General features: G+C 58.9%; 10 protein-coding genes. 7 read left to right on the top strand and 3 right to left on the bottom strand.

Annotation, left to right across the window (positions count from 1 at the left end; all coding sequences use genetic code 11):
- The first annotated feature begins 94 nt into the window (after positions 1 to 94).
- Positions 95 to 1,615 (top strand): hypothetical protein, encoded by a 1,521-nt coding sequence (locus B2696_RS10510; RefSeq protein ID WP_286955300.1) that lies wholly within the window; start codon positions 95 to 97, stop codon positions 1,613 to 1,615.
- A gap of 92 nt (positions 1,616 to 1,707) precedes the next feature.
- Here the strand turns inward: B2696_RS10510 and B2696_RS10505 are convergent, their stop codons facing one another.
- On the bottom strand, positions 1,708 to 2,160 hold the full coding sequence (locus B2696_RS10505; protein ID WP_276622396.1) for a DUF2631 domain-containing protein: 453 nt from the start codon (positions 2,158 to 2,160) through the stop codon (positions 1,708 to 1,710).
- Positions 2,161 to 2,316: 156 nt separating this feature from the next.
- On the opposite strand from B2696_RS10505, the gene dxr reads away from it, so the two are divergent.
- From dxr to map, 5 genes are all read left to right on the top strand, one after another.
- Complete coding sequence (gene dxr, locus B2696_RS10500; RefSeq protein WP_276622398.1) at positions 2,317 to 3,477, top strand: 1-deoxy-D-xylulose-5-phosphate reductoisomerase; 1,161 nt, start codon at positions 2,317 to 2,319, stop codon at positions 3,475 to 3,477.
- Between the two features lie 16 nt (positions 3,478 to 3,493).
- Entirely contained in the window at positions 3,494 to 4,702 is a 1,209-nt protein-coding gene (locus B2696_RS10495; protein ID WP_286955296.1) for a M50 family metallopeptidase, read from the top strand.
- Positions 4,703 to 4,807: 105 nt separating this feature from the next.
- Positions 4,808 to 5,971, top strand: a complete 1,164-nt coding sequence (gene ispG / locus B2696_RS10490; protein WP_075730021.1) for a flavodoxin-dependent (E)-4-hydroxy-3-methylbut-2-enyl-diphosphate synthase — start codon at positions 4,808 to 4,810, stop codon at positions 5,969 to 5,971.
- 72 nt (positions 5,972 to 6,043) lie between these two features.
- On the top strand, positions 6,044 to 7,897 hold the full coding sequence (locus B2696_RS10485) for a penicillin-binding transpeptidase domain-containing protein (RefSeq protein ID WP_286955293.1): 1,854 nt from the start codon (positions 6,044 to 6,046) through the stop codon (positions 7,895 to 7,897).
- Between the two features lie 42 nt (positions 7,898 to 7,939).
- Positions 7,940 to 8,809 (top strand): type I methionyl aminopeptidase, encoded by an 870-nt coding sequence (gene map / locus B2696_RS10480; protein WP_075730019.1) that lies wholly within the window; start codon positions 7,940 to 7,942, stop codon positions 8,807 to 8,809.
- Between the two features lie 56 nt (positions 8,810 to 8,865).
- Here map and mtr read toward each other — a convergent pair whose 3' ends face one another.
- Together mtr and B2696_RS10470 are read right to left on the bottom strand one after the other, a co-directional pair.
- Entirely contained in the window at positions 8,866 to 10,257 is a 1,392-nt protein-coding gene (mtr, locus tag B2696_RS10475; protein ID WP_286955290.1) for a mycothione reductase, read from the bottom strand.
- Between the two features lie 100 nt (positions 10,258 to 10,357).
- Positions 10,358 to 11,380 (bottom strand): alpha/beta hydrolase, encoded by a 1,023-nt coding sequence (locus B2696_RS10470; RefSeq protein ID WP_286955288.1) that lies wholly within the window; start codon positions 11,378 to 11,380, stop codon positions 10,358 to 10,360.
- A 273-nt stretch (positions 11,381 to 11,653) separates the two neighbouring features.
- Here B2696_RS10470 and mqo point away from each other — a divergent pair, with 273 nt between their 5' ends.
- The gene (mqo, locus tag B2696_RS10465; protein ID WP_075730017.1) at positions 11,654 to 13,150 is read left to right on the top strand and encodes a malate dehydrogenase (quinone); all 1,497 of its coding nucleotides are present in this window, start codon (positions 11,654 to 11,656) and stop codon (positions 13,148 to 13,150) included.
- Positions 13,151 to 13,537: the final 387 nt, after the last annotated feature.

Here is a 13,537-nt window from a genome sequence, read left to right as displayed (position 1 = left end):
TCCTGCATCGGTGACCTCAACCATAGTGAGGCTGCACCGCACTTTATGGCTTCGAAGCTTTAGGGCGAATCCTTCGCAGCTAGTTATCTCCCTCATGCTGTTGCTCTACGGCGCGATTGGCTTGGCATCGTTGAGTGCTTTGGCAGCCGTAGAGATTTTCGATGGAACCGGCAACCTCAACTCCCTCGTCGCAGTCAACGTCGCAGGCATGGTCACCTACATCATGCTGGCGCTGTTCATGCCCTCTGGGGAAAACCAAGTGACAGCGCGAAGGTTGGCGGTACTTCCGCTGGGACTCAACCAGGTCCGGCCCGCGTTGATGCGCACCAGCCTGCTGTCCTCCCGAGTCCTTATCGCAGCCGTGCTGAGCGTTCTTTTCACAGTTGCGGGCGGCGCAATGCTCGCCATCAGCCTGGCGCAGCAAAGCGGGCGAGTGGCAGCCGTCATCGCCTTCGCGGCTGCCATGGTCTTGTCTTGGGCCACGACGATACTTTTCGCAGAGTGCATCATGCACTTAGGAGCCTCGGTCCTCGCGCTTAAGAGCGATAAAGCAAAGGCAGTGGGCGTTGTGGCTATCGTCGCACTGATGTTCGCCGTAATGAGCTTGAGTGGATCGCTTGATTCCTCCCTGCCCCTCGGCACGATCGGTTCCATCGCGGCGTGGACGCCATTGGGGGCCGCCACCGGCTGGGCCACTGCATTGGCCGCTGGGCACGTGGGTTCAGCCTTCGCGCAACTCGTCATTGCATTCGTGACCGTCGCCATCCTGTGGTGGTTGTGGCGCCGAGCCATTGCCGCTGAATACGCTCGCCCAGCCATAGTGGGCTCTGCCGCCAAGTCCGACAAGGCTCGCGGGGTTTCCCGCTTAAGGCTCGGCGGCTGGGCCTATCGAGGTCCAGGCGCAATGGAGTTTTCCCGTTCCCTGGCCTATGTAGCGCGTGATTCCCGCTTCGCCGGAAGCCTGCTTATTTTGCCGCTTCTATCGGTTTTCGCCTTTTATCAGTTGTGGCGCGGGGAAGAGTACCCCGCCTATGCCATGCTCATTATGATTGGCCTGCTCGGCGGGCTGACCGCCGCCAATGACTACGGATATGACGGTCCCAGCGGCTGGCTCAAGATGGCTGCTCCTGTTCCTCCGCGGGTCTTTCTGCGCGCACGGCACTTCGCACATATTCTCCCCGCTGCGGTGGTCATTATTCTGACTGCGGCGGTCATCGTTGCCGTGGCGCCGCAGAAAGTGCTGGCGGCCTGCATCGCCTTTGCCGCCTTGGGCACGCTAGCATCCTCAGCGGCACTGTCAGTGCTTTTCACGGTCTTTAACGCCTATCCCACTTCAGCGCCAGGAGCCAATCCCTGGACAGATAAGTCCGGTTACTCTGCCGGCGCATTCATTGCTGCTTTCGTGGGGATCTTCGTGGGCTGGATTCCTATCCTCCCTGGGATGGTTCTCATTACTTTCGGTGCCGCACGAGATGCACTGTGGATGCCGGTGGGTGCCGCTGTGTGCATCCTTGTTCCTGGGATTGTCTACGCGGTGGCCCTAGTGATAGCGAGCAAGCGAGTGGATAGGCGGATGCCGGAAATCTACAGCAAGACCAAGGCATGGGTGGTCTAGGAAAGATCGCAGAAAGCCGCGGCCTTGTCCTTCCCAGAAAGTGGAAAGGGCAAGGCCGCGGCTTTGAGTTTTGGGCGCTTTAGCGGGCCGTCTTAGCTCAGGTGCTTAGCAGCCTTGGCGCGGGAGGTACCCGGCTCAACGCGCAGGTTGGCTACGCGGGAAGGATCGATGTTGAGAGCACGCAGCTGGGAGTCGGTGAGCTCGGAATAAGCCTCGGAGACAGTCTTTTGGTCGTAGACCCAATCCGGGGAAATGTAGCCGACTGGCTGGTTGCGGGCGGTTAGGGTGCGTACTTGGCTCAGCTTGGGGGACAGGGCGAGCAGCACGAGGCCGATGGCAATAAGGACGGCGAAGGAGACGAGCCAGATAGTCTCGACGTGGCCGTGGTGGTTGCCAAAGTTGTAGGCCAGCAGGAAGACGACGCTTACCCAACCAGCGATCTGCACGCCAGTGTGGCTGATGCGGGACCAACCAAAGCCTGCGGATGGAACGTCCTCGGTGGAAACTCCGTCAAAAACCTGTGGAACCGGCTTGTGGGAAGACACTTGCTCTCCTTCGCGTTTGCACGCGGCTCCTCGACATGGGGCCGCAAGAATGCCATTTATACCCACCTATCCTAAAACAATGCGCAGGCGATAGCGATCAGATACCCCCGCAGACTGCTTGGGTAGCCCGATTAAGAAACGGCTAGGGTTAGGGGGGTGAGTACACAGCGCATTCTAATTCTCGGCTCCACCGGTTCTATCGGCACCCAGGCACTGGAAGTCATCGCGGATAATCCTGAAAAGTTCACCGTCGTGGGCATCGCGGCCGCAGGCTCTAATCCGGGGCTCATCATCGAGCAGGCACGGGCTCTCAACCTTTCGTTTGACCACGTGGCAGTGGCGGACCCCGCGGCCGCCCGCGAGGTTTCGGAGGCCTTGGGCGGTCAGGTGATCGATGGCCCTGACTCCGCGGAGCGCCTGACACGCAGCGTCGCCGCGGACAAGGTCCTCAACGCCTTGGTCGGTTCTCTGGGGCTCAAGTCCACCATTGCGGCCATCGAGCAGGGCCAGTATCTGGCGCTGGCTAACAAAGAGTCCTTGGTAGCAGGCGGTCATCTCGTAACCCAGATGGCACGTGCGGGGCAGATTATCCCTGTCGATTCCGAGCACTCGGCCATGGCGCAATGCCTGAGGGCGGGGACGGAGACCGAGTTGGATCATCTGGTGCTTACCGCCTCAGGAGGACCTTTTCGTGGCTGGTCCCGCGAGCAGATGTGGGATGTCACTCCGCAGCAGGCGGCTCATCATCCTACGTGGTCGATGGGTCAGATGAACACCCTCAACTCAGCCAGCATGGTTAATAAAGGTCTCGAGCTCATTGAGGCCACGCTGCTTTTTGATCTCGCTCCAGAAAAGATCGAGGTCACCGTGCACCCGCAGTCCATCGTGCACTCGATGGCTACTTTCCGTGATGGGGCGACGATTGCCCAGGCCTCCCCGCCGTCGATGAAGCTGCCGATAGCGCTCGCGCTCGATTGGCCGCACCGCGTCCCAGGCGCGCAGCCAGCTCTTGACTTCTCCCACGTCCATGATTGGCATTTCGAGCCGCTTGACGACGTCGCCTTCCCCGCCGTCGCCCTCGCCCGCGCGGCGGCGGCCGACGGTACCGGGGTAGTCTTCAACGCCGCCAACGAAGAGGCGGCCGCAGCGTTTTTGGCGGGCCGAATTCACTTCCCGCAGATAGTCGATGTTGTGAGCGAGGTACTGGGCACCGCGTCTCGGTATGCTGGTGTACCCTCAAGCGTCGATGATGTTCTCGCCACCGAGCGCGAGGCACGCGCCCGCGCGAATGCGCTGGTGGATTCATTAGCTGATTAGAAAGCCTTTTTAAACAATGGCAAATGTCCTGGGTATCATCTTCTTCGCCCTGGGTATCGGGGTGACCGTGGCCTTGCACGAGGCCGGGCATATGCTCACGGCCCGTGCTTTTGGCATGCGCGTGCGTCGCTACTTCATCGGTTTTGGACCGCGTGTGTTTTCCTTTCGGCGTGGGCACACAGAGTATGGACTGGCGGCCATCCCGGTCGGCGGCTACTGCGACATCGCGGGAATGAGCGCCCAGGATGAGTTTCTCACGCCGGAGGAAGAGCCCTACGCCATGTACAAGAAGCCGGCCTGGCAGCGCATAGTTGTCATGTTCGGCGGGGTGGCCGTTAATCTCTTCCTCGGCTTCCTTATTCTCTTTATCATCGCCGTGAGCAGTGGGCTGCCCAATCCCCACGCTGATGTACGCCCACGAGTTGGTGAGGTCACCTGTTCAGCTGATCAAAACCAAGCGGGCGAACTTGGCTCGTGCACGGGCCAAGGACCAGCAGGGCAGGCGGGAGTCGAGCCGGGCGATATCGTTCTTGCTCTTGATGGTCAGCCCATTGACTCGTTTACGCAGCTGCGGGACGAGGTGATGATGCGCCCCGGCCAGGACGTCACCTTGAGCGTGGAGCGCCAAGGCGCCGAGCGCGATATCCCCGTGCATCTCGATACCGTCAAGCGCTTGGACGCCCAAGGGAACCTGGTAGATGCCGGGTCTATAGGGCTGAGCAGCCAGGTGATAGACATCGTCGAAAAGCACGGCTTTGTCTCCGCCTTCCCAGCAACCTGGGATTACTCCGTCTACGTCGTGGATGCGACAGTGAAGGGAATCGCACAGTTCCCTTCGAAGATTCCGGGAATTGTCGCCTCTATCTTTGGGCAGGAGCGCGATATTAACGGGCCGATGTCGGTGGTCGGCGCCTCGCGCGTCGGTGGGGAACTTGTGGAACGCAACCTGTGGACGGCCTTCTTCATGATGCTGGCTACATTGAACTTCTTCCTCGCCTTGTTCAATCTCATTCCTCTGCCACCATTTGACGGCGGCCACATCGCGGTGGTCATTTATGAGAAGATCCGTGACTTCATTCGCCGACTTGTGAAGAAGCCGGCCCTGGGACCTGCTAATTACACGCGGCTGATGCCCGTTACCTATGCCATGGCGGCGTTGCTCATGACGGTGGGCGTCATTATCATCATCGCTGACGTGGTCAATCCCATCCGTCTCTTCGGATGAGCTAAGGCCAGTTTGACCAGCGGTGCTAGAGTGGGGACGTTAAACACGTAGGACCCCACCTGGGTACTTTTAGTGTTGTAGAGCGTTTCATAGCAAGGAGCATCCATGTCGACCACTATCGGTCTAGGAATCCCAGACGGCCCGCCGCCTACTTTGGCGCCGCGCCGCACCACCCGCCAGCTGTTTGTAGGCCCAGTGGGAGTCGGTTCCGAGCACCCCATCTCGGTGCAGTCGATGACGACAACCAAAACCCATGACGTGAATGCCACGCTGCAGCAGATCGCTCAGCTAACGGCCACCGGCTGCGACATCGTGCGCGTGGCTTGTCCCAAGCCTGTCGATGCGGAAGCGCTGCCGGCCATCGCCCGGAAATCACCTATTCCCGTCATTGCTGATATTCACTTCCAGCCCAAGTACATCTTCCAGGCTATCGATGCCGGCTGCGCTGCCATTCGTGTCAACCCGGGAAACATTAAGGAATTTGACGGTCGCGTCAAGGAGGTCGCGAAGGCGGCCGGGGATGCTGGAATCCCCATCCGCATCGGCGTCAACGGCGGATCCCTAGATAAGCGCCTGCTAGAAAAGTATGGGAAGGCCACGCCGGAGGCGCTGGTGGAATCCGCTATTTGGGAGGCCGGACTCTTCGAAGAATACGGCTTCGGCGATATCGCCATTTCCGTGAAGCACTCCGATCCGGTTCTCATGGTCGAGGCTTATCGCCAGCTGGCTGCGAAGACGGATTACCCGCTGCACTTGGGCGTGACTGAGGCCGGACCGAAGTTTATGGGTACCATCAAGTCCTCTGTGGCTTTCGGCGCTTTGCTGTCTGAAGGCATCGGGGATACCATCCGCGTCTCATTGTCTGCGGATCCGGTAGAGGAGATCAAGGTCGGCGATCAGATTCTGCAGTCGCTGAATCTGCGCCCCCGCAAGCTGGAAATCGTCTCCTGTCCTTCCTGCGGTCGAGCACAGGTCGATGTTTATAAGCTGGCGGAGGAAGTCACCGCCGGTCTTGAGGGGATGGAATTCCCGCTGCGCGTGGCCGTCATGGGCTGCGTGGTCAACGGCCCGGGTGAGGCACGTGATGCCGATCTGGGCGTGGCCTCCGGAAACGGCAAGGGCCAGATCTTTGTCAAGGGTGAGGTTGTTAAGACCGTGCCCGAGGCACAAATCGTAGAAACCCTCATCGAAGAGGCCATGCGCATCGCCGATGAAGAGGGCCTCGAGGCGGTAGAGGGAGCGCGCGCAGAGGTACGCGTCACCCGCTAACGCAATTCGCGCTCTCACTCTGCGGTGTGGGGTGCGGATTTCTTCGTGTCAGTGCTGCTAATATCCCAAGGCATGAAGAAGATGATGTCGCTGCTGTGCGCCGCCTTGTGTGCAGCGACGTCGCTTGTGGCATGCACGCCCAAGCCGGTCTCAGCGCAGCCTGTGGCCGAGGAGTTTATTGAGGATTTCCAGTCTCGCAACAGCGATGGCTTAGCCGCCCTCGTTGATGAACCCGACGCGGCGACCGCTGCCATTGATTCCACCTTCTCGGGCCTGCAGGCAGAGGGGGTGGATATTCAGCTGCATGACGTGAACCAGCAGGAATCGATAGCGACGGCCAAGTACACGATGAACTGGGAGCTTCCCAGGGATCGCACCCTGAGCTATGACACCGAGATGACCTTGACCAAGAAGGGCTCCCAGTGGCAGGTGCGGTGGCTTCCCAGCCTTATCCACCCGAGCCTAGGCGCGCACCAGGCCTTGCAGCTGCGTTCCATTCCCGCCGAGCGCGCCAGTGTGGTTTCCTCCGACGGTGTTGAGCTCATGGCTCCGGGCTTGAGCTACCGGGTGGTTGTGGACAAGGAAGGCATCGCCGATGTGCGCCCTCTGGCGGCCAAGGTATCGGGCATTATTGATAAAGAGCACGCCGCCGATGATTCCGTGTCGCAGGTGGATGCCGGGGACCTAGCCAAGAATCTCGAAGACACGGATGGCTCCTACTCCGTTGGCGTGTATAACGAGAAACAGATAGAGCCCATGCGCGCTGAGCTTGAGGCTATTCCCGGGGTGCGCGTCAACGAGGAGCCGTCGCTCATTACCAAAGAAGCTGGCCTAGCCCCCGATATTCTCTCGCGCGTTCGCAGCATCGTCTTCGATGACACGGAGGGCGCGGCCGGCTGGTCCGTCGCGGTGGTCAACGATAACGGCGCCGCGCTGAGCGATGTCGAGTACCATAAGCCCGCACCCGCCCCAGCGGTGCGCATTGGCTTGGACTATAACGTGCAGCGCGCGGCGCAAGAAGCAGTGGACCTGCGCCCCGAGTCCGAGGCGATGCTCGTGGCCATCCGGCCCTCAACGGGGGAGATTCTGGCGGTCGCACAGACCGCCGCGGCCGATAAGAAGGGCGATATCGCTTTGCAGGGACAGTACCCGCCGGGCTCGGTCTTTAAGATCATCACTGCTTCCGCGGGAATCAAAGACCAAGGGCTCAATTCGGCAAGCATTGTCCCTTGTCCCGGCACCATGAATATCTATGGCCGCACGGTGACCAACTACAACGGCTTCTCGCTCGGTTCGGTCCCGCTTTCTGAGGCTTTCGCGCAATCGTGCAATACCACCTTTGCCGATATCTCAACCAAACTGGACAAGGGCCAGTTGCGCGACATCGGCAAGGAATTTGGGTTCGGCATCGACTTTGACATCCCCGGGCTTACTACCATCACCGGTGCTATTCCTGAAGGCGAGACACCTTTGGAGCGCACCGAGGCCGGCTACGGGCAGGGCGCTGATCTGGCCAGCCCCTTCGGCATGGCGCTCGTCTCTGCCACGGTGGCAGCAGGCAAGACCCCGCTTCCCACGCTCATTGCGGGACATGAGACGAAGGCCTCTGACCAGGCTCCGGCTCCCGATCCGCAGGTGCTGGACAATGTGCGGACGATGATGCGCCAAGTGGTTGTAGCCGGTACCGCCGCAGGTATGAAGGCTGGCGGAACGATCTACGGCAAGACCGGTGAGGCCGAGTTCAACGGCGGATCGCACGCCTGGTTTACCGGTTATCGCGACGACGATATCGCCTTTGCCACCCTCGTACCTTCAGGCGGCGGATCCACCGTTTCGGTGAATATCACCGATAGCTTCCTGCAAAAACTCGATGCCTACCGCGCTGCTCCCGCCGGGGCCGCGGTGCCTGTTCCGGCCGAAGGCTAACCGCGTTCTACTAAGTCAGCATGAGGGGACTAGCATGCAACTATGAGTAATCGCGCAAAGCTAAAACCAGAAAAGCCCACCCCCATCCTTTCGGTGCCTGATTCCATCGAGCGCCCGGAATATGCCTGGAAAGAAACGGTACAAGAAAACGTCGGTGAGCCCTTCATCCAGACTCCCGAGGTCATCGAGGCCATGCGGGAATCCTCGAAGATTGCCGCGAATGCCCTGAAAGAAGCCGGCAAGGCCGTTGCCCCAGGGGTAAAGACTGCCGAGCTAGACCGGATCGCCCACGAGTACATGCTTGACCACGGCGCATACCCCTCCACCTTGGGATACATGGACTTTCCAAAGTCCTGCTGTGTCTCGCTCAACGAGATTGTCTGCCACGGCATCCCGGATAACACCGTCATCGAGGACGGGGACATCGTCAACATTGACGTCACCGCCTATAAGAACGGTGCCCACGGCGACACGAACGCCACTTTCTTTGCTGGCAACGTCTCTGAGGAGCACAAGCTGCTCGTTGAGCGCACGCACGAGGCCATGATGCGCGGCATTCGGGCTGCCAAGCCAGGCCGCGAGATTAACGTTATCGGCCGAGTCATCGAGTCTTATGCCAAGCGTTTTGGCTACAACGTCGTGCAGGACTTTACCGGCCATGGCGTGGGAACCACTTTCCACAACGGGCTCGTTGTCCTGCATTATGATTCCATGACCTACCGCGACATCCTCGAGCCGGGCATGACGCTGACCGTGGAGCCGATGATTAACCTCGGCTCACTGGATTATGAGATCTGGGACAATGGCTGGACCGTGCAAAACGTTGACGGCAAGTTCAGCGCCCAGTTCGAGCACACGCTCGTCATCACGGATGATGGAAACGAGATTCTAACCCTCCCGGATGAGGATTAGAATCTCGTAGTCGGCGCTTGTTTCTCTAGCGCTTAAATCTCGCTAGTACTGGCATCCTAGTCTTCCCATTCCAAACCCAGGATCGCATTTTCTACGACCTCGGGCAGGGCAGGATGAATCCAGTACTGGGAGCGGGCGAAGGTCCGCATATCTAGGTCATAGACCATGGCGGTGATGAGCTGTTGGATGAGCGTCGAGGCCTGCGGGCCTAGGATATGAGCTCCCAGCAGCTGCCCAGTCTTCTTATCCGCAATGAGTTTGCAGATGCCCGTGTGGTCATTCATGGCCCAGCCATAGGCTACATCCCCGAAGTTCTGCACTTTGACCGTGACGTCATAGCCCTTGGCCCGTGCTTCCTTCTCATCCATACCCACCGTGGCGATCTGCGGATGAGTAAAGATGGCCGAGGGCACGAAGTCATGGGGCATTGCGTGCAGGTCATCAGGGTGCAGAAGATTGTGCTGGACAGCACGCGTCTCGGCGTTGGCTACGTGCTTGAGCATGTAGGGGGAGGAGACATCGCCAAGCGCCCAGATGCCATCTGCGGTGGTACGCCCGTACTCGTCGACCTTGATGCGGCCATCCTCGTGCATCTCTACCCCCGCATTATCTAGCTGCAAGAGATCCCCGTTGGGCGTTCGTCCTGTAGCCACGAGGATCGCTTCCGCTTCGATGACATCCCCATTGTCGAGGGTGAGCCGGACTCCTTCCGCGGTCTCCTCGAGCTTCGTCGCCGTACCGAAGGAGATGTCAAAGCGGCGCTTGGCGATGTCGTTAAAACGATCACTGATGTCCTCATCGAGGAAGCGCAGTAGCCTAGACGAGCGGTTAACAATGGTGACTTTAGTGCCCAAGCCATCGAAGACGTGCGCGAACTCCATCGCGATATATCCGCCGCCGACCACGATGAGGCTGCGTGGCTGCTTCGGCATCCGCATGATGTCCTCGTTGGTGTAATACTTCACCCCAGAGGTTGCATAGACCTCAGGGATGGTCGGGCGCGAACCCGCGGCGAGGACGATGCGCTTGCCACGGATGACATGTTCACCAATCTTGAGGGTGCGCGGGGCAACGAATACGGCGTGCTGATCATAAACGGTGATGTTGGGGGTTTCCTCGCCCCGCCGGTACTCCTCGCCGCCTTGGGCAATCTTGTCAATGCGGTTGGTAAATACGCGGTCGATGATGGCCTGCCAATCCACGTGATTGACGCTCATATCTAGTCCGAGATGACCAGACTCGCGGGCGGCCAACGCTAGATCAGCGGCGTAGACGTACATCTTGGTTGGAATGCACCCCACATTAAGGCAGGTGCCGCCGAAGCGGCCCTCCTCGACGATGGCGATCTTCTGGTCATCGAACTCCGGTGCAGGGATGGAATTGCCGGAGCCGGTGCCAACGATGATGAGATCGTATTCTTCCTCGACCGTGTAGGTGGGGGTGGCCATGTATTTTCTCCTCTGAATCTGGCTGGAACTGTTGCACACTATTATTTGAACTGCATATGGCCCGAAGAGCCGAGTCTAACTTCTGGTGAAAGATGGACGCCTAAGACGCCGAGGCGGCCGGCAGCGTGCGTTTCAGCCACGCGTCGCAGGCGGCAAAAGCCTCAGCACGCGGACCGGCCGTTGACAAGAAGACATCGTGCCTTGCGCCACGGATGCGGTGCAAGGTGTAGTCAAGGCTGAGTTCTTTTGCCCAGCGCTGCGTTTGTGCCACGTCTATAACAACGTCGGCCTCGTTGGTTTTATTCGAATATGGTTGTCCCAGGTAGGACTTGGTTGAGCATAGTGTCAACACCGGCACGCCCACCTTCGTGCGCCCGGAGTGAATCTCATCGAAGCCTTTGAGAATAGCCGCTAGCCAGCCTACGTACTTACGGTGGCCGCCGAGGGGTTTGAAGGTCAAATTGAAGTCCCACTCACCATGCTGGCTCTTGTGGATCGACTGCCCGAAAGTGGCTAGCCCACCACCGGGAAAGGGAGCCCGCGGGATGATCTTGCTCAAGGCGTTGATGGCCGGTTGCAGGGCCTTGACGGTGGTAGGAGAAACTCCCATCATTCCTAGCCAGGGGCTATCGAGGATGAGCCCCTTGATGCGGTGGAAGCGGGAGGGATCCTCACGGCGAAGATGGTCTAGCCACAAAGGCGTGATGAGGCCCCCCGTGGAATGCGCGATGAGTGCCACGTCCGGGTTCGGGATGGCATCGAGGGCAGCGGCGAGATCAACGAAGTAGAGCTTCAAGTCGGAGACGTAGTGCCAGGTTTGCTCCTCGGTCCTTGAGCGCCCACACTTGCGTAGATCCAGGGCATAAAAATCGTATCCATTCTCAAAGAAGTGCCGCGCCACGTGCTCTTGGAAGAAGTAATCCGTCATCCCGTGGACCCATAGCAACGCTGGTCGCGGGGGAGAGGGGTGGTCTTTGGCGGGGTCTTGGCCGCTAGGCCGATAGCGAACCAATGTTGCAAAGACCTCTCCTTGGCCATCGGGGTCCTCGCCCAAGTCCAAGGTTGCGGCCTGATAATCCTCCCCGAGGATATCGGTTTTCCATTGTGGTTCTTGCTCAATCATGGAACCGAGTTTAGGCAGAGCGCGTGACTTCGACATCTGGGGGAGTATCTGCTTGGGGAAGTAGGGGGTAGCAAGATGGTAAAAACCGGACATTCAAACGGGGTTGGAATATCACTCCCTGCTCTAAGAGCGTAGAGTGAATTGCTAATGCGTGGCGCATTCCCGATGCACCTGGTGGATACGTCGCGACGGTACTGCAATAATTCGTGCGATGCCGAGGTTCCCCGCCGGGCATCGCTTGAGTCAAACTCCAATTTGAAGAGGTAAAAATAGGTGTCCTCCGCTAAGAAAACAGCACAGGTTGTAGATGAGGTCGATGTAGCACTTATTGGTGCCGGTATCATGAGCGCCACCTTGGGCGCCATGCTCCGCGAGCTAGAGCCTAGCTGGACCCAGATCGTCTTCGAGCGCCTCGACGGCCCGGCCATGGAATCCTCCGCCCCGTGGAACAACGCAGGTACCGGCCACTCCGCCCTGTGTGAGCTTAACTACACCCCGGAAAAGAACGGCCGGATTGATATCTCCAAGGCGATCGGCGTCAACGAGAAGTTTCAGCGCTCCCGCCAGTTCTGGTCTCACCAGCTCGATAACGGCATCCTCAGTGAGGCCCGCGAGTTCATCAACCAAGTCCCTCACGTGTCCTTCGCGCAGGGAGAGATTCAGGTTGACTACCTCAAGCGTCGCTTTGAGGCCTTGAGCGCTAATCACCTTTTCCCGGATATGAAATTCTCTGCGGATCCTTCTACTTTCACCGAGAAGCTTCCCCTCATGTCCCAAGACCGCGACTTCAATAACAAGGTCGCCATCTCGTGGACGGAGGCTGGAACGGACGTCAACTTCGGCGCTCTGACCAAGCAGTTCCTCACGGCGGCTAAGGCCTCTGGAACCGAGATCCGTTACGCGCATGAGGTCATTGACATCAAGCGCGACGGCAGCGCCTGGAAGGTCTACACCAAGAACCTGCACACCAAGGACATCACGGTAGTTAAGGCCAAGTTTGTATTTGTCGGCGCCGGCGGATACGCCCTCGATCTGCTGCGCAAAGCCGGTGTCAAGGAAGTTGCTGGATACGCCGGCTTCCCGGTTTCCGGCCTGTGGCTGCGCGCTAAGAACCCGGAGCTTATCTCTCAACACGAGGCCAAGGTCTACGGCAAGGCAGCGGTGGGCGCACCCCCGATGTCGGTTCCGCACTTGGACACTCGCGTGATCGACGGTGAGAAGGGCCTTCTCTTTGGACCTTACGGTGGCTGGAGCCCGAAGTTCCTGAAGAAGGGAAGCAACCTCGACCTCTTCAAGTCCATTCGCCCAGACAATCTGACCTCCTACCTTGGCGTGGCTTTCCAAGAGTTTGGCCTCACCAAGTACCTCATCGACGAGGTACGCAAGTCTTTCTCGGACCGCGTCGAGGCTCTGCGCGAGTACGTTCCCTCTGCACGTGAGGAAGACTGGGAGACTGTCGTTGCAGGTCAGCGCGTCCAGGTGATCAAGCCTGCAGGCGCACCGCAGTTTGGCTCCCTGGAGTTTGGCACCACCTTGATCAACAACCAAGAAGGCTCCATCGCCGGCATCTTGGGCGCTTCCCCGGGAGCTTCCATCGCACCGGCCGCCATGCTGGAGCTGCTGGAGCGTTGCTTCGGTGAGCACATGATCCAGTGGGGCGACAAGATCCAGGAGATGATTCCTTCCTACGGCATTAATCTGGCCAAGGACGAGAAGCTCTATGACGAGATGTGGGCTTATACCCAGAAGACTCTCAAGCTCGATAAGTAGTTAGAGCAGCATAAGCGGCTCTTCCGGCTTTAGAGTGCATGGTGGGAGCGGCAGATATAAAACGAGTCCCCTTGTCGGTGATGGTTTAGGTATTGAATCTAGCCAGTACCAACAAGGGGACTTTGTTCATGGAATCTGCTGGAGATTTCACCCTTATCGAATCTGACGCCTAAACCTACACAAGTTGGTGTCCTACCTGCGATGTTGTCGGTATTTTCCGGGAACATTTCCACCGCAAAGCGGGTTACCCGCTGGATTGTGCAACGCTTAGCTATCGCAAGGCTGGGTTTGTTTTGTGGTGCGGGAAGTCGCCGTTGGGCCGGTTGGCCTAACGGCTGGTGTGCGGGGGCTGCCAGATTATCTTTCCGCCTTGGCGGGTAAGGCGCC

This window comes from Corynebacterium sp. UBA4397 (genome assembly GCF_002390965.1).
Lineage (GTDB): Bacteria > Actinomycetota > Actinomycetes > Mycobacteriales > Mycobacteriaceae > Corynebacterium > Corynebacterium flavescens.
The sequence above is the reverse complement of the archived record's forward strand: the minus strand, read 5'-3'. Positions and strand labels throughout refer to the sequence as shown.

Bases quoted from the DNA above. Each gene is read 5' to 3' on its own strand.
- B2696_RS10495 (WP_286955296.1), top strand. From the start codon at position 3,494: ATGGCAAATGTCCTGGGTATCATCTTCTTCGCCCTGGGTATCGGGGTG.
- mtr (WP_286955290.1), bottom strand. From the start codon at position 10,257: ATGGCCACCCCCACCTACACGGTCGAGGAAGAATACGATCTCATCATC.
- ispG (WP_075730021.1), top strand. From the start codon at position 4,808: ATGTCGACCACTATCGGTCTAGGAATCCCAGACGGCCCGCCGCCTACT.
- map (WP_075730019.1), top strand. From the start codon at position 7,940: ATGAGTAATCGCGCAAAGCTAAAACCAGAAAAGCCCACCCCCATCCTT.
- B2696_RS10485 (WP_286955293.1), top strand. From the start codon at position 6,044: ATGAAGAAGATGATGTCGCTGCTGTGCGCCGCCTTGTGTGCAGCGACG.
- B2696_RS10470 (WP_286955288.1), bottom strand. From the start codon at position 11,380: ATGATTGAGCAAGAACCACAATGGAAAACCGATATCCTCGGGGAGGAT.
- B2696_RS10510 (WP_286955300.1), top strand. From the start codon at position 95: ATGCTGTTGCTCTACGGCGCGATTGGCTTGGCATCGTTGAGTGCTTTG.